At 46.8% G+C, this 15,472-nt stretch carries 14 protein-coding genes; 8 read left to right on the top strand and 6 right to left on the bottom strand.

Annotated features, from left to right (window positions below):
- Positions 1 to 253 precede the first annotated feature (253 nt).
- The 3 genes from HQN88_RS35530 to arfA all read right to left on the bottom strand — a co-directional run bounded on the left by HQN88_RS35530 (position 254) and on the right by arfA (position 4,414).
- Positions 254 to 2,281 (bottom strand): LTA synthase family protein, encoded by a 2,028-nt coding sequence (locus HQN88_RS35530; RefSeq protein WP_173121149.1) that lies wholly within the window; start codon positions 2,279 to 2,281, stop codon positions 254 to 256.
- Between the two features lie 99 nt (positions 2,282 to 2,380).
- Positions 2,381 to 2,713, bottom strand: a complete 333-nt coding sequence (locus HQN88_RS35525) for a c-type cytochrome (RefSeq protein WP_173121147.1) — start codon at positions 2,711 to 2,713, stop codon at positions 2,381 to 2,383.
- Between the two features lie 189 nt (positions 2,714 to 2,902).
- Complete coding sequence (gene arfA / locus HQN88_RS35520) at positions 2,903 to 4,414, bottom strand: arabinosylfuranosidase ArfA (RefSeq protein ID WP_173121145.1); 1,512 nt, start codon at positions 4,412 to 4,414, stop codon at positions 2,903 to 2,905.
- A gap of 167 nt (positions 4,415 to 4,581) precedes the next feature.
- Here arfA and HQN88_RS35515 point away from each other — a divergent pair, with 167 nt between their 5' ends.
- A complete protein-coding gene (locus HQN88_RS35515) occupies positions 4,582 to 5,487 on the top strand; it encodes an ArsR/SmtB family transcription factor (protein ID WP_173121143.1) in 906 nt (301 codons plus the stop codon).
- Positions 5,488 to 5,576: 89 nt separating this feature from the next.
- Here HQN88_RS35515 and HQN88_RS35510 read toward each other — a convergent pair whose 3' ends face one another.
- A complete protein-coding gene (locus tag HQN88_RS35510; RefSeq protein WP_173121141.1) occupies positions 5,577 to 6,974 on the bottom strand; it encodes an MATE family efflux transporter in 1,398 nt (465 codons plus the stop codon).
- Between the two features lie 162 nt (positions 6,975 to 7,136).
- On the opposite strand from HQN88_RS35510, the gene HQN88_RS35505 reads away from it, so the two are divergent.
- From HQN88_RS35505 to HQN88_RS35495, 3 genes are read left to right on the top strand one after another with little or no spacing between them, the layout of a single operon-like run.
- Positions 7,137 to 8,027: a helix-turn-helix transcriptional regulator gene (locus tag HQN88_RS35505; RefSeq protein WP_173121139.1), complete on the top strand. Its 891-nt coding sequence runs from the start codon at positions 7,137 to 7,139 to the stop codon at positions 8,025 to 8,027.
- 59 nt (positions 8,028 to 8,086) lie between these two features.
- Positions 8,087 to 9,286 carry an MFS transporter gene (locus HQN88_RS35500; protein ID WP_173121137.1) on the top strand — a complete coding sequence of 400 codons (1,200 nt, stop codon included), beginning with the start codon at positions 8,087 to 8,089 and terminating at the stop codon, positions 9,284 to 9,286.
- Positions 9,287 to 9,335: 49 nt separating this feature from the next.
- Positions 9,336 to 10,013 carry a TIGR00266 family protein gene (locus HQN88_RS35495; RefSeq protein ID WP_173121135.1) on the top strand — a complete coding sequence of 226 codons (678 nt, stop codon included), beginning with the start codon at positions 9,336 to 9,338 and terminating at the stop codon, positions 10,011 to 10,013.
- Between the two features lie 272 nt (positions 10,014 to 10,285).
- On the opposite strand, the gene HQN88_RS35490 is transcribed toward HQN88_RS35495, so the two are convergent.
- Both HQN88_RS35490 and HQN88_RS35485 read right to left on the bottom strand, forming a co-directional pair.
- Complete coding sequence (locus HQN88_RS35490; RefSeq protein ID WP_173121133.1) at positions 10,286 to 10,696, bottom strand: MerR family transcriptional regulator; 411 nt, start codon at positions 10,694 to 10,696, stop codon at positions 10,286 to 10,288.
- On the bottom strand, positions 10,697 to 11,677 hold the full coding sequence (locus HQN88_RS35485; RefSeq protein WP_173121131.1) for an aldo/keto reductase: 981 nt from the start codon (positions 11,675 to 11,677) through the stop codon (positions 10,697 to 10,699).
- Positions 11,678 to 12,005: 328 nt separating this feature from the next.
- On the opposite strand from HQN88_RS35485, the gene HQN88_RS35480 reads away from it, so the two are divergent.
- From HQN88_RS35480 to HQN88_RS35465, 4 genes are all read left to right on the top strand, one after another.
- Positions 12,006 to 12,206 (top strand): hypothetical protein, encoded by a 201-nt coding sequence (locus HQN88_RS35480; RefSeq protein WP_056608318.1) that lies wholly within the window; start codon positions 12,006 to 12,008, stop codon positions 12,204 to 12,206.
- Positions 12,207 to 12,524: 318 nt separating this feature from the next.
- Positions 12,525 to 12,941, top strand: a complete 417-nt coding sequence (locus HQN88_RS35475) for a GreA/GreB family elongation factor (protein WP_173121129.1) — start codon at positions 12,525 to 12,527, stop codon at positions 12,939 to 12,941.
- 136 nt (positions 12,942 to 13,077) lie between these two features.
- Positions 13,078 to 13,962: an AraC family transcriptional regulator gene (locus HQN88_RS35470; protein ID WP_173121127.1), complete on the top strand. Its 885-nt coding sequence runs from the start codon at positions 13,078 to 13,080 to the stop codon at positions 13,960 to 13,962.
- 111 nt (positions 13,963 to 14,073) lie between these two features.
- The gene (locus tag HQN88_RS35465) at positions 14,074 to 15,363 is read left to right on the top strand and encodes a glycoside hydrolase family 27 protein (RefSeq protein ID WP_173121125.1); all 1,290 of its coding nucleotides are present in this window, start codon (positions 14,074 to 14,076) and stop codon (positions 15,361 to 15,363) included.
- The last annotated feature ends 109 nt before the right edge of the window (positions 15,364 to 15,472 follow it).

Here is a 15,472-nt window from a genome sequence, read left to right as displayed (position 1 = left end):
CACCGTCTGTTGTTTAAATTCATCATTATACCTTTGCCGCTGTTCACCCAAAATGAACACCTCCTGATAAGATTATTATCCTCATCTCCTAACGAGGTGTCTACTTTTTATTCTAGTTTCAGTTTTCCAGTTAATGCTTCGCGCGCGCCAAGTCAGGCGGGGGCAGATCAAATGTTGGGTTGGGTTCGGTTGGCAAGCTTAACCGCCAAAAAGCCGCCTCCCAAGTTACTCTTGAGAGACGGCCTCTTATTCATTACTGCGCACTTGCCGGTTTTGCGTCCTTGCTGCCTTGAGCCTCAGACTGGGCAGCGGCCCCAGGGACTCCAAATTCAGCATTGTAGCCCGTTTGCGTACCTTTGGTCAAATAATCATGATCTAGATACGTGGCTAAATACTGTTTACCGAACATCAAGTCATACTGCACATTCCGATAATCAGCAATGAGAGGTGCCGCGGATTCCGGAACCGTTGCATGCAGCTCCCCATTTTGATCAACAATCAAATTGCTAAGAAGTCCTGGCACTTGCTGTGCCAACTCGGCATTTAGAGCGAAATTCGCTGGTTTTTCCATATGCAGCATATCCAGCACATGAGCTCCTAAGAAAGAATCACTCAGCAGCGGAATGTCTTGCTTTGGCATATCGAAGTTGGACCACGTCACAAGTGGGATGCTGTGCATCTTTTTGATTTCTTCCAACGACCATTTGTTAGCATCACTTGTGGAGATAAAGCCTGCTTCTTTATACACTTGATAATCCATGCCAAGCATCGGCAAATGGTCACCATAGAAGACGATCATCGTCGGTTCGTCCGAATCCTTAAAATGATCAATCATCATTTGCAAGCTTTGATCCGCGTCATGCGCACCTTGCGTATACGTTTCTAGAATGCTTTTGGCTTGCGCTGAAAGATTGCCTGTTGCCTTGAACTGATTTTCCCCATAGCGCGGATCATCATACGGTCCATGATTTTGCATCGTTACGGTATAGATAAACATCGGATTGTCTGTCTTATCTACTTCACTAATCACGTTTCTTGCGACCTCGGCATCGGAGATGAAGTAACCTTTCGTTTCCGGATTGTCGAAGTGTTCACTACTCTTAAAGGATTCAAAACCAAGTTGCTTATACACGTTGTTCCGATCCCAGAACCATCCTTCATACGAGTGAATCCCCATGCTCTTATACCCTTTATCAGCAAAATAACTGGCCAAACTCGGAACTGGCTTCGAAATATACTGTTGATACGGAATGGATCCGCCAGGTAAGAAGCTCATCGAATTCCCGGTCAATACTTCAAATTCCACGTTGCTCGTACCGCCGCCATACTGTGGAGAAAGCAAATAGCCTGAACTAGACTCCTGTTGCAAACGGTGGATTGTCGGAAGCGGGTCTTCGCTGAACGTTACATTCTCTAGTAGGGTAGGATCCCAGAATGCTTCGCTCATGACGAAAATGACATTGGGCTGTTTCCCGTCTGCAAGGGTAGCTTTCGCTTTACGCACGCCTGCATCCTGCTGCACAGAAGCAGCTTGCACAGTAGCTTGTTGAATATTGGATGCTGCCGCAGCCAGTGCTTGCTCACTGTAGGTATCCGGCTTCTGTACGATCGAGTTCTTCACATTGAGTGTGAAGGCAAGCGTGAGACCATTGTTTGCGTAGTTTTGCTGCTGATCCCAAACGATCTCATTGACACCTGCGTTGTCTAAGATTTTGCCAGCTAATGGTGTCTTGATCCCAAATGCATACAAGGCATAGAGCGAAAAAAGCCCTAAACCGATTCGAGCAATAACAGGTAGGGTAACACGCGGGATCACCCATCGAAGCGCAAGAACGATGAGAATCACAGCTGCTACAGCACATATTCGAATTAGAGCAGCCTTACCCGTAACCAATGAAGCAATATCCATACTCTCTTTGTTCAGCAATATATCCCAAGGGAAGAATGGCTCCCCGATCATTTTCACTTTCATATACGAGATAATTGCCATCAGACCCAGTAACAAGGTCGTAATGGAGCCAGAGATTGCTAAAGACCCTACGAGGGCATAAATGAAAGCCAACAAACAGAAGGTTAATCCTACATTTAACATAAATAATGGTTGATTACCTGTAATCCACTGCATGGTTTCAGGTAAATTACCACGTTCAAGAAATTCCATACCTACCACAGACAGCATAGGTAAACCGATCATAAATAAAACAAGTGAAATCGATGCTCCCAGACGGCTTGAGCTCTTTTTACTCGAAAGGCGCTTCCGGGGCTTCAAATTCAAGTGCATCTTACATCACTCTCCTCATGCCCCTAATTGTAAATGTCAATTGTGAAGGAATTATGTAGGTAACCTTAATATAACCTTAATACTTCCAGTTCCTGTAAATCACTTCAAACCTGCTAACCAAGCTGCAAGTGCTTTCAATTCTTCTTCCTTCATCGTGACTTGAAACGGCGGCATCCCGCCACCACCCTTTTGTATCCGCTTAACGATTTCAGCTTCCGTGAGGCGTTCTCCTACTTTTTGAATATTGGGGCCTTGTCCACCTTGTAATTGATTACCATGACAAGAGATACAATAATTTTGATACAGCTTTGGAACGTCTACATTCGCGGAAACACTCGCACTCGGTGTCTCCGATGGTTTATTTCCACAAGCCGTTATGCTTAATGCTGCAACCAGCAAGAAGCCGCTAACCCAAACTATTCTCGTTTTCATGCACGCAAACTCCTTCAATCTCTTTTCTCTCATCATACCAGAGCGTGGATTGGAAAAGAAAGAAGAGCCGCGAGGACCGTCACATAAGCAGCCTCGATTTCTCTACCAATCAAGGCTTCTCATATGAGTATTATGGTCCAAATCGCGGCTTTTTATATAGGTGTGTATCTATGAATTTACCTGATATTTTTATACCAGTTTAAGACGTATCACATTCCAAGAAGCCTTACCAAGAACAGCCTCAATTTGTCCATTCGTCGAGATTGTCGAATTCCCTGCGGAATGTGGTTTCACACGATCTGGCACTTCCAACGTATTCGAAGCCTTGAGATCCTCATGCTCCAATACGATATGCTCCTTGATTTGGAAGGCGCCGAAGCTGCGAAGGTCCATTTCTAAAGGGAGTGCTTCAGCCAAATGACGATTCACTGCGAAAATAGTCAACTCCGATGCTTCCTCGTTGTGCACGGCAACGGCCTCAAGGTAAGGTACATCCGTGTAGTCCTTCGCGTCATATTTCGGAGACTTAATGAGCGGTACGAGAACCGTTCCACGGCCGAACACACTTGCATGCAAATAAGGGTAGTAAATCGTTTGCTTCCACGCGGCGCCGCCATTCGCGGTCATAATTGGAGCGATCACATTAACTAATTGGGCTAAGCAGGCCATTTTGACACGATCCGCGCGTTTCAGCATAGAAATTAGCATGCAGCCAACAAGAAGCGCATCTTCATGATTATAGATGTCCTCCAGCTGAGGCGGTGCAATGGACCAGGGCTCGATTTTACGATCAGCATCATTCGAGTGATACCATACATTCCATTCATCGAAGGAAAGATTGATCTTTTTCTTGCCGCGCTTCTTGGCCTGAACGTAGTCAGCCGTAGCAATTACGGTATGAATGAAGCGGTCCATGCCTATAGATTGCGCTAGGAAATTCGCAGAATCTTGGTCGCGGTTGCCATAATACTGATGAAGCGAAATATAATCAACATGATCATAGGTATGCTCAAGAACCGTTGCTTCCCAATCTGGGAAGGTAGGCATAGCCAAGTGAGAACTACCACAAGCGACTAGCTCAATCGATGGATCCACCCATTTCATCACTTTTGCTGTCTCACAGGCGATGCGGCCATATTCCACCGCCGTCTTACTTCCTGTCTGCCATGGGCCATCCATTTCGTTGCCTAAGCACCATGTTTTGATATTATGCGGTGTGTGGTAGCCATGGGAAATACGTAAATCACTCCAATAGGTACCGCCAGTGATATTGCTGTATTCAATAATGTCCCTTGCCTCGTCAGGCCCGCGAGTCCCCAGATTCACTGCCATCATGGCATCTGTGTTCGCTTTGCGGCACCAGTCCATAAACTCATTAAGACCGATCAGATTCGGCTCAATCGTGCGCCAAGCAAGATCAAGACGTCTTTTGCGCTGATCTACAGGTCCGATCCCATCTTCCCAGTTATAACCCGATACAAAGTTCCCACCGGGATAACGAACGATCGGCACATGCAGACCTTTCACTAACTCCAGCACATCTCCCCGAAACCCTTGTTCATCGGCTTGTGGATGTCCAGGTTCATAGATCCCGCCGTACACCGCACGCCCCAAATGCTCAATAAAGGAACCATACAAACGAGGATCAACTTCTCCAACTGTGAAATCCTTATCAATAATCATACTTGCTTTCATAGACATTTAGCTCACCTCATCGTATAATTAATAAAAACATAAATCAGTTAATATAATTATTATGTATAGCTCATATTAAACAACAAAAAAAGACGAAGATCAAGACCTTTCACCCGTTTTTGTTGCATTCATATTTATGTTAATCAGATGAAACGAAAGTAGGCGTTCCTGATATGATTCACACGACAACAGATCGCAAATGGCTGCCCCTATATGAAGCATTGGCTAGCGATGTGCGGCTGCACATTTTGGAATTATTGGCTGAGGAAGAAATGAATGTGAAGGATTTAGCGCAGCGACTCTCGCTGAGCAGTGCAATCGTGACGATGCATGTCAAAAAGCTGGAGACCGGCGGTCTCATTCATACGAAGCTCGTTCGTAAGCAAGGGGGGACTCACAAAATCTGTACCTTAGCACTCTCGCGCATCGACATTCAGCTTCCGCAGTCCACCGAACAGGAGCGGTTATTCAATGAAGTATCTGTTCCCGTGGGTCACTATACGCGCTATGAGGTCCATCCAACCTGCGGTTTAGCTTCAGCTGATCGAGTGATTGGTCAGTTTGACGACCCTCGATTTTTCTTCGAGCCCGATCGCATGCATGCCAAAATCCTTTGGTTCGCCAAAGGATTCGTTGAATACCGAGTCCCCAACTATATGCTGCCAGGTCAGACTTTGGAGGAGATCGAAATCTCGCTGGAAATTGGCTCGGAAGCACCGGGTATCGCAGCCAATTGGCCGTCCGATATTCACTTTTATGTCAATGATACATTGCTTGGCTATTGGACAAGCCCAGGCGATTCCGGCGCTGGCCGCGGCCTTCTAACCCCATCCTGGTGGTCGGATTATACGAATCAGTATGGTTGGTTGAAGGTGCTACGCATCACCGAAGCGGGAACCTATCTAGATGGGCAGCAACTTTCAGCGGTGACGATTCAAGACCTTCCCCTCTCACGCAATGAGTGGACCTTACGATTAGAAGTACCCGATCATGCCGAGCATGTCGGTGGGTTGACGTTGTATGGAGAAGGCTTCGGCAACTACAATCAGGATATCCGTTTTCGGACTTACCGAAGATAGGTAGTGAATAACTGAGTATACGAAGGGGAGCACAAGTGACCATCACTCGTGCTCCCCTCTTCTCATTTGTATTTCAATTTAGGACTATTTCATGCACTATGGACATTGCGAACTACTTCTTCTGTACCTCCTAATGCTTCAATCCCCTTCGTCCTTCCCTCCGCCAAACGCAAATACTTCTTTCGCCGCCAGCGAATAGCCACGAGAATACCGCGAAGATACTCATCACACATCATCGCAACATAAATACCCGCTAACCCCCATCCATAATGCAAACCCAGCACATAGGAGAGACCCGCAGCAACGCCCCACATCGAGAATAACGAAATCACCATATTGAAACGCGTATCACCAATCGCATTAAGTGCATTACCAAACCCCATATTAATCATTCGGCCTGGCTGCAGTATCGCTGTTAGCACTAAACAAGAAAGGGCTAGCTCAATGATCGCTTTGTCTGAACTGAAGAAGCCCAAGAAGCTTTTCCCGATGATCAAAAGAAGAATGCTGTTGCATCCAACCAAACCCAGCCCAATCCACGTACCGCGGTAGCCTGCTTTGTACGTCGCCTGCGTTTGCCCAGATCCGAATAGATGTGCAATCTGGATTTGTGCGGATAGTGCTATCGAGTAACCTAACATGAAGCAAATGGATTCCAATGTATTCATATACGTTCTAGCTGCCAAAGCCGCAGCGCCCATCGTTGCCAAAAAGCTATAAATCGCCAGCTGCGACAGTACCCACGACGACATATTGACGCCGAGCGGCCAGCCAATTCGGATAATCTCGCTAAACAGCTTCCGATTGAAAACGAGCAAATCACGCCATCTGATCTTTCGCTCAAAGATCGAAACAAACATATAGAGAAGCAAACAAGTCGCGAGCAACCGGCTCACTAATGTTGAAATCGCAACCCCGGTTAAGCCTAGCTGTGGAAATCCAAGCGCACCATTGATCCAAGCGTAGTTCAACACAACATGGATCACATTCATCCCGATCGCGACAATCATTGGTCCCTTCGTGTTGCCTGTATTCCTAATCGCTGTGCTGAGTGTGGCTGTTAATGCCGTCAAAACCATGCCGCTGCCGACAATGGAAATATAGGTATGTGCCAGTGGGATTAACCGCTCTTCTAATTGAAAGAGCCTTGCAAGTGGGACTGCCTCTACATACAGGATCACACTAAGTAGCGCACCAATAAGTCCGCTGATCGTGACAGCCATAATCCCAACCGTTCGAGCAGATTCCTGCTGCCCAGCCCCGATTTTCTGCGCAATGAGAATACCTGCGCCACTGGCCACCGTCATGAATAAAATCATAACCGCTTGAAAGATCTGGTTCGCTAACCCAACCACTGCAACCGCATCATCCGACACGCGGCTTACCATAAGCGTATCAACAGCACCCAAGAGTAACTGCAGCAGTAATTCTACAAATATAGGCCATGCTAGAAACCATAACGAAAATTTATTTTTCTCAGTCTTCATGTTCACGCCACCATCCAGTATGATTCTTTCTCTATTTATTATGAAAATGAAACTTTGTAGTCAGTTCACATTATAGCTGTTATAGTTGATTTCATGTATCAACATCGCAACTGAAACTTATACAAATCCAACTTTCATGATCAATTAAGGCAGGTGGCATTCATGGCGTTTCTCGAGATCACGATCCCTCCTCTGCCGCACTATATTACGAGTGGATTAAATACCATCCCACAGGGTGGGCAGCACCCTAGTCGCAGCAACATCCAAGTCTTTGATCTGCTTATCACCACGTCCGGCTGCTTCTATATCGGTGAGGAGGATGCCCGATTCGAGGTTGGGGTAGGTCAGGCTGTTATTTTGCGGCCTGATCGTTACCATTTCGCAACAAAAGTATGTGCTGAGCCAACTCACACCTATTGGCTGCATTTCCATGTAGGCGGTGCATGGGAGTTAATTAACCCTACTGCCATTGCCCCTGTCTCCTTGGAGGATCCAGCTCAGGAGGAAGCGGTGGTAGAGGCTTTCGCCGTGGAACCCTTCACGATGCGTATTCCGCAATTTACGACGCTGCAGCATCCTGAGAAAATGTACGAGGTCTTCGACCAGCTTCTGCAGCTTCAGCCTCGTGCGCATGTGAGCAGTGTTCGTTTTGCCCAGCAGCAGTTATTCCAAGAAATCCTGCATCAGCTTGCGGCCTCTGGTGAAACCGATCATGCCTCCGCCTCCAGAACCTGCGCTGAGAAAGCAGCTTCCTACTTAAGACAGCATTTTCGCGAACCCGTGTCTGCTAAGCAGCTCGGCGATGAGCTCAATTTCCATCCTGTCTACATCGCTCGCTGTATGCAAAAAGAATACGGCTGCTCGCCCGTAACCTACCTCCTGAAATTAAGAGTGGCACAAGCCAAGCTCTTACTCTTGCAGACGGAACGGCCCATTGCCCACATTGCCCATGAGGTTGGCTTTGAGCAGGCTGCTTATTTCGCAGCTAGCTTCACCAAGTTGGAAGGGATGTCCCCTCGCAGCTATCGGCAACAGTTTTCACAAGGGACCTAGATGCTTGGGATCGAACCATTTATGCTATACTGAGAAAAAAAGGATAAGGAGTCCTCATCATGGCAACCCCTTTACATTGGAAAAAGTCATTATGGATACTCTGGGGTGCGAACTTCTCCATTACGTGTGGCATGAATCTGGTTCTTCCATTCTTACCTCTCTACATCGGAGAGTTAGGGGTTCATGACCTAAACGATATTGTCCGTTGGACAGGCTGGATCGTGGCTGCGCAATTCATCACTTCCTTTTTGACTCAGCCACTATGGGGAGCGATTGCAGATCGACGCGGGCGCAAAATCATGCTGCTTCGCGCCGGATTCGGGATGGCCATCGTAACAGCGCTTATGGGCATTGTCACATCGCCCTGGCAGCTGTTATCGCTGAGGTTGCTGAACGGATTCTTCTCCGGCTTCATCTCGATGGCGGTTTCGTTGCAGGCCTCTCTGACACCGCGAGAGCATTCAGGGAAGTCGCTAGGCACGCTGCAAACTGGTGCAATCGCAGGCACACTCATTGGCCCATTAATTGGCGGCGTGCTTGCTAGCTTCCTCGGGTACCACCATGTGTTCTTCTTCACAGGCGGACTCATGCTATGCGCCAGCCTTATCGTCATGTTGTTCATCAAGGAAAAACGCAAGCATGTTTCTGATAAAAAAGTGAAACAGAAAACACAGTGGCGCTTGTTTCGCCCCTTGCTGCCTGTGTTCGCCGCATCGCTGATCACTCAGATCGGAATGATGAGCATCGAACCCATCGTAACGGTGTATGCCAAGACCTTATACACAGGGGCTCACTTGGCCTTTTTTGCCGGACTTATCGTCGCAATTACTGGTATCGCCAATTTATTCGGAGCACCCACACTGGGAAGGCTTGGTGACCGAATTGGTCAACGCATGACGCTGGTCATAGCCCTCGTCATGGCGGCTGTTGCCTTTATCCCGCAGGCTTACGCCACGAATATCACAATGCTGCTGGTCGGCAGATTTCTGCTCGGTCTATTCATCGGCGGCATGATTCCTTCATTGAACGCCCTTGTGATGAAGCTTGCAGCTCCTGAGATTCAAGGTACCGCTTATGGATTCAATACGTCTTCGCTATTCCTTGGCAATCTAATCGGCCCTCTTCTCGGCAGTCATTTGGCAGCTGCGTACGGCTTCACATCCGTGTTCTATGTCACGATGAGTATATTGCTCCTCTGTGCAGTGTTCGTGTATGCGAATCGCAGCTTGGATGCAACCATACGCCCCAAAGAGGCGTAGAGAAATAAGGGCATTGGATCATCTAAAATAATGAAAATGGAGGATTACGATGAAACACGAAATCTTATATAAAGGCGCATTTCCTATGCTGCGCGTTCAGCTTGAAGCTGGCGAGAACATTAAAGCAGAAGCTGGAGCGATGGTCTCCATGTCCCCGAATATCGAGCTCAAAGGTACAGTGGATGGCGGGATCATGAGAGGACTCGGCCGCATGCTCAGCGGAGAGAAGTTCTTCTTCCAAGAGTTGACCCCTAATCGTGGATCAGGTGAGGTGCTGCTCGCCCCTGCCGTGATCGGCGACATTGAGGCTGTCGAGCTAGATGGCTCATACAAGCTATATGTACAGAAGGATGGCTTCCTTGCCGGAACTTCCGGTATCCAGGTGAACACGAAGATGCAGAATCTGATGAGCGGCTTCATGTCCGGCGAAGGCTTCTTCATCGTAGAGATCAGCGGCAAAGGCACTGTATTCCTTTCCTCTTATGGCGCGATTCACGCGGTCAACTTGAAACCAGGCGAGGAAGTGCTCATCGATAACGGACATCTTGTCGCTTGGCCGGATTATACGCAGTATACGATTGAAAAAGCTGCGAAAGGCTGGATTTCCAGCCTTACCAGCGGTGAAGGCGTCGTCTGTCGCTTCCGTGGCGAAGGCGTCGTGCTCATTCAAACGCGGAATCCGAAGAGCTTCGGCGGTTGGATTAAGCAGCTGCTGCCAGGTAGATAGGCAGCTACATATGTAGGAAAAAGCATGCAAAGACGGTTACGTCTTGCATGCTTTTTCTATTGTTGCGCCACGAGAGAGGGCGCAACGGGTTTGTAGAGGTCACCGCGGCAAGTGGGTGGCCTGGTGTAGGAGAATAGCTGTATAAAATACAGCTATTCTCCCTCTTTCTGGCCCGCGATGGCTAATAACTGGATAACCTCCAGTTATTTCGACCGATACGGCCGCATTCGCGAGAAAACACTGAAATTAACTGTATAAAACACAGTTATTCTTTATTTCCCCTTACTTTCGGCGAAATTAACAGGAGAAAATCCAGTTATATGGCGAGCGGCACCGATCAGCTGATCATATCGATCAATTTTACCTTCAAGCCGTTCAAGGACTTCCTGCATATCTGCCATTCTTGTTAGGAGTTCTTTATGCTGCTCGACTAAGAGCTCTTTCCTAGTCTCTAACGTTTCTTCACCTTGTTGAAACAATCGCACATAGTCAATCAAAGTTTCAACGGGAAGACCTACACCTCGCATACATTTGATAAATTCAACCCATCTGCAGTCTTCTTCCGTATAGTCCCGAATTCCACTAGTTTTGCGGTTCACCCGTGGAATAAGTCCGATTCGTTCATAATAGCGCAGCGTGTCCTGCGATAACTCAAATTTCTCACTTACTTCTGCGATCAACATTTAGACTGCACCAACTACCCGATGAGGCACATACTGTTCTTCCAACGACCCAATTTCTTCAGGTGTTAATGTAAGTGATAAAGCGTCTACCGCATCATCCAGATGAGACATTTTCGTAACACCGATAATCGGAGCAGTAACTGGTTCTTTCTGCAACAACCAGGCAAGTGCAACTTGTGCGCGAGGAACGCCGCGTTTCTCTGCGATTACTGCTAGGCGATCTACAATTAATCGATCTACATTGGCAAATGCGTCATACTTCATTCGCTGAGCCTGGTCCGTTTCGGAACGATGCGTGGTTTCCGACCAATCACGCGTTAATCTGCCGGATGCCAGTGGACTGTATGGGATGACGCCGATTTTTTGATCTTTGCAAAGCGGCATCATCTCCCTTTCCTCTTCACGATAAATGAGGTTTAAGTGATTCTGCATCGACACAAATCGTGACCAGCCGTTTTTCTCAGATACATGCAGGGCCTTTAGGAACTGCCAGGCGTACATCGCCGAAGCACCAATGTATCTTGCCTTCCCAGCTTTTACTACATCATGCAGAGCTTCCATCGTTTCTTCGATCGGCGTATGATAATCCCAGCGATGGATTTGATACAGATCCACATAATCTGTTCCCAATCGCTTAAGGCTCTTATCGATTTCACTCAAGATAGCCTTTCGGGAAAGACCAGCCCCATTTGGGCCTTGATGCATACGGAAATGAACTTTTGTCGCAAGGACAATTTCATCACGATTCCCATAATCCTTCAGCGCTCGTCCAACAATCTCCTCGCTTGTTCCATCTGAATAAATATTCGCCGTATCAAAGAAATTGATTCCAAGATCTAGTGCTCTTTTAATAATGGGACGACTGCTCTCTTCACTCAGCACCCATGGATGCGTCCACCGCTCTGCTACGCCAAAGCTCATGCATCCAAGACTGATCCGCGACACGTCCAAGCCTGTATTTCCTAGTTTCACATAATCCATCTGATGAGTCCTCGCTTTCTAATAGCACATTATTCCTACTTCTATAGTTTACTCTCTGGAGTTAACTCCAAGTCAAGTTACAGCCATAATAATGTACGGTACCTTACGAGCTGTCGTACGGCCAGCTTTGATCTGCTTATTCAAATTGACACCTATTAAATAAAGTGATATGGTCAAGACAACAAGACGTTCCGCTTTTTTGGCGGGATGTCTTGTTGTACTTTTATGGATATTGTACATCTCATGTATGTACTTCGAGAAAGGGTGAGGTCTTATGTGATTCTGCTGTACATGCTAGTCAATCGACAATTTTAGGGAGGAATTCTAAGTGATTCAGGTAAAAGAGTTTTTAGATACGGATGCGTCTTATGCGGAAACAAGAGCTAATCAGTTTTTAGCCGAATTGAAAGATGAGCAAATTGTTAATGTTTGCTATGGATCGATCTTGAAATCATCTGCAAGCGGGGTAGGTTTTCAACGTAGTGCAATACTTGTAGTTTATAAATCGGGAGAAAGCAATCCCAAGTAAACGAGGTGTTCACACTAAAATGGCGACCTTCTTTAAGCTGCTCTCAGTCATTTCTACAGTTCTTCTCGCTGTAATCCTATTTTATTCAATCTTACAGAAGTATTGAAAAAAAATAGTTATTGAGAAAACCTCTATCGAAGCCATTCAGGGATGAGCGACCGCGTTTAGAGGTAGGTTTTATCGCCAATAAGAAAGCGGTTTTCGGAACCCGAAAACGCATACTTTTTTATGTGGTAAGAAAAATTAATTTTTCGGAGGTTTTGTAAATGAGGCAATTAGATCGATATTGGAATCTAATCATGTGGGGTGGAATCTACGATGAACCGTAGTCATATGTCCAACCCTACTCGGAGTCGACTTGTTGATCAGCTTGTTTTTCTTGACGAGCAAATAACGATGTACCTTGACAGTTATCCTTCACAGCAGAAGATCCAAATTAAACAATATGTAAAATTATTGGAGAGATTACTTGAGCTTGATGATGTTAATCTTGTACAAACGTTGAGCAAAGTTACGGTAATCGGAAGTAACATTACTATTTGTTACGAAGAGGAAGGATCCAATGAATTATTTACAGTGGTCCTCCCAACAGAAATAGATCCTGATCAAAATAGGATATCGTTGTTCTCGCCAATTGGAAATCAATTGTTATCCAGATCAACAGGTGAAACCTTCATTCTTCAAACTCCAGAGGCAGAATATTCCGTTCGGATTGTCGGGACTGCACTTAGCTAAAATTGGAACCCTACTCAGTGGTGTCCAGACTAAGTCAAGCGTTATGCGTAACGGTTATAATTGAGACTAAAAAGCACCCAAACGGGTGCTTTTTCCAAATTCATTCCTAATTTTATACGAGGGGTAACCATCGATTATGGTACTAAAGGACAACTACGGCGTTTACGGGTACCGCTTCCAAGAAAACCCCGTACTTCCGCTATACCAGTTATTTGCCGTTGGATTTCAAGATATTCGGCAGCAAGAATATGACTGGGATGGCATGAAGCGAGTTGACGGGCCCTTATATTTGTTCCAATATACGATTTCTGGACGAGGGAAGGTCGAGCTAGACGGCCATATTCACGATGTGCCAGAGGGAACTTCCTTTTTGGTTGAAATACCAGGCAAGCATCGCTACTACTTACCCCAAGACAGCTCGCATTGGACGTTCTATTTCGCTTTATTTAGGCAGAGCCATTTGCAGCATTTGTGGCAGGGAATACTTCATGAGCTTGGACCCCTGCCGCAGTTTGAACCCCGCAGCTTGGCCATTCGCCGACTTGAAACAATCTACTCAGAAGCCCGAACTGGAGCAATAAAAGACGGGTATTACGCATCCTCCCTTGTCTATAGCTTCATGATGGAGCTTCTTCGAAGCGGAAGTGTTCAGCGCCAGGAGCGAAGTAATTGGCCAGAGATCGTCCGACGAGCAGCTGATTTTATTGAGCTCAACTACCGAGTTTTGGAAGGATTAGACCAAATTGCGGAAGCAGCTGGCAGCTCAAAGTACCATCTGGCACGTACCTTCCATCAAGCAACTAGTTTTTCACCCATGGCGTATACCTCTAAACTGCGCATCGAACTTGCCGTGAAACTGCTTCGCAGCAGTTCATTGTCAGTTGAAGAAATCGCTAGGGAGGTCGGCTACCAAAATGGCAGCTATTTTAGCAAAGTATTCCGCAGTTGGACCGGCTACTCGCCAAGCAGGTTCCGTGAAGGAAAAGAACTTCTTTCAATCGATCAGATCGTATTCGATTAGATACAAACCGCAATATTTTACATACGTAAGCAAAACATTGCGCTAGCTTCCCTGACAACTTCGTCTTATTATAGGGCTATTACTTTAATGGAGAAGGGACGAGTTCATCTCATGACTAATCATCACCAATGGGCTGCTACACCCCCGCTTGGCTGGAATAGTTGGGACTGTTATGGCGCAGCCGTCAATGAAGAAGAAGTGCGTGGGAACGCGCAATATATGGCTGAACATCTAAAATCATACGGCTGGGAGTATGTTGTCGTCGATATACAGTGGTACGAACCGGGAGCTGTTTCTTCTGCTTATCGTCCTTATGTTCCACTCGAGATGGATGCGTTCTCCCGTCTCATACCGGCCGTAAATCGTTTTCCTTCTGCCGCAGATGGACAAGGTTTCAAGCCATTAGCTGATTATGTTCACAGCCTAGGATTGAAGTTTGGCATTCATATTATGAGAGGTATTCCACGTCAAGCGGTTCATGCTGATACGCCCATACTTGGGACACATGCAAGCGCACGGTCCATTGCAAAGACGTGGAATGGCGCGATTTGCAAGTGGAATACGGATATGTACGGCGTCGATCCGTCTAAAGAAGGCGCACAGGCCTATTATGATTCATTATTCGAGCTATACGCCTCGTGGGGTGTCGATTATGTCAAAGTTGACGATATCGCTGATTCGCTGCTCTACGGCATTCAACTAGACGAAATTCAACTCATACGGAAGGCGATTGATACATCTGGACGTCCGATGGTGCTAAGCCTTTCTCCAGGTCCCGCACCGCTCGAGTTCGCTGAAGAATTGAAGGCAAATGCCAACCTCTGGCGTATGACCGATGATTTCTGGGACATCTGGCGACTACTCTATGGCATGTTCGAACGGTGTGAGAAATGGGCACCGCATGTCGGCTCAGGAAGTTGGCCGGATTGCGATATGCTCCCCCTCGGTCACATCGGTATTCGTTCCGTTGACGGTGGGGCAAGCGACCGCTGGACGCGATTCACAAGAGACGAGCAGCAAACGATGATGTCACTTTGGGCCATTTTCCGCTCTCCGCTGATGTTTGGAGGCGAGCTAAGGGACAACGATGAGTGGACATTGTCACTCCTCACCAATGAAGAAGTGCTGGACGTCCTTCGTAATGGACGTGGTGCTCGTCAATTGTACAGGGAAAACGAGCGTATTGTCTGGACTTCGAATGGCGCAGACGGTGTTCGTTATGTCGCTTTGTTCAATGCTGGTGACGACATTCAGACCGTTACAGTGACACCTTCCCAGCTTGGTACCGACGCAATTGGGCGTGTACGTGACCTGTGGAATCGCGAGGAACTCGGTACGCCACAGGAGCTTTCTGTTTCCCTTGCCCCGCACGCATCCATGTTGTTGAAGCTTTCTCTGTAAAAGAAAAAAGCGATCTCTAGCCATATTGGCTAAAGGTCGCTTTTTTACATATGATAAATTATCATAATGATGATTCCAAATTCATCATGAACTTTTTGCATATCAACCT

Origin of the sequence: Paenibacillus qinlingensis (assembly GCF_013204845.1) — a bacterium.
GTDB classification, from domain to species: Bacteria; Bacillota; Bacilli; order Paenibacillales; family NBRC-103111; genus Paenibacillus_E; species Paenibacillus_E qinlingensis.
The sequence above is the reverse complement of the archived record's forward strand: the minus strand, read 5'-3'. Positions and strand labels throughout refer to the sequence as shown.

What these genes read in the sequence shown, in the direction of transcription:
- arfA (WP_173121145.1), bottom strand. Translation starts at nt 4,414, where the DNA reads ATGTCTATGAAAGCAAGTATGATTATTGATAAGGATTTCACAGTTGGA.
- HQN88_RS35530 (WP_173121149.1), bottom strand. Translation starts at nt 2,281, where the DNA reads ATGCACTTGAATTTGAAGCCCCGGAAGCGCCTTTCGAGTAAAAAGAGC.
- HQN88_RS35465 (WP_173121125.1), top strand. Translation starts at nt 14,074, where the DNA reads ATGACTAATCATCACCAATGGGCTGCTACACCCCCGCTTGGCTGGAAT.
- HQN88_RS35510 (WP_173121141.1), bottom strand. Translation starts at nt 6,974, where the DNA reads ATGAAGACTGAGAAAAATAAATTTTCGTTATGGTTTCTAGCATGGCCT.
- HQN88_RS35470 (WP_173121127.1), top strand. Translation starts at nt 13,078, where the DNA reads ATGGTACTAAAGGACAACTACGGCGTTTACGGGTACCGCTTCCAAGAA.
- HQN88_RS35505 (WP_173121139.1), top strand. Translation starts at nt 7,137, where the DNA reads ATGGCGTTTCTCGAGATCACGATCCCTCCTCTGCCGCACTATATTACG.
- HQN88_RS35495 (WP_173121135.1), top strand. Translation starts at nt 9,336, where the DNA reads ATGAAACACGAAATCTTATATAAAGGCGCATTTCCTATGCTGCGCGTT.
- HQN88_RS35475 (WP_173121129.1), top strand. Translation starts at nt 12,525, where the DNA reads ATGAACCGTAGTCATATGTCCAACCCTACTCGGAGTCGACTTGTTGAT.
- HQN88_RS35490 (WP_173121133.1), bottom strand. Translation starts at nt 10,696, where the DNA reads ATGTTGATCGCAGAAGTAAGTGAGAAATTTGAGTTATCGCAGGACACG.
- HQN88_RS35525 (WP_173121147.1), bottom strand. Translation starts at nt 2,713, where the DNA reads ATGAAAACGAGAATAGTTTGGGTTAGCGGCTTCTTGCTGGTTGCAGCA.
- HQN88_RS35485 (WP_173121131.1), bottom strand. Translation starts at nt 11,677, where the DNA reads ATGGATTATGTGAAACTAGGAAATACAGGCTTGGACGTGTCGCGGATC.
- HQN88_RS35500 (WP_173121137.1), top strand. Translation starts at nt 8,087, where the DNA reads ATGGCAACCCCTTTACATTGGAAAAAGTCATTATGGATACTCTGGGGT.
- HQN88_RS35515 (WP_173121143.1), top strand. Translation starts at nt 4,582, where the DNA reads ATGATTCACACGACAACAGATCGCAAATGGCTGCCCCTATATGAAGCA.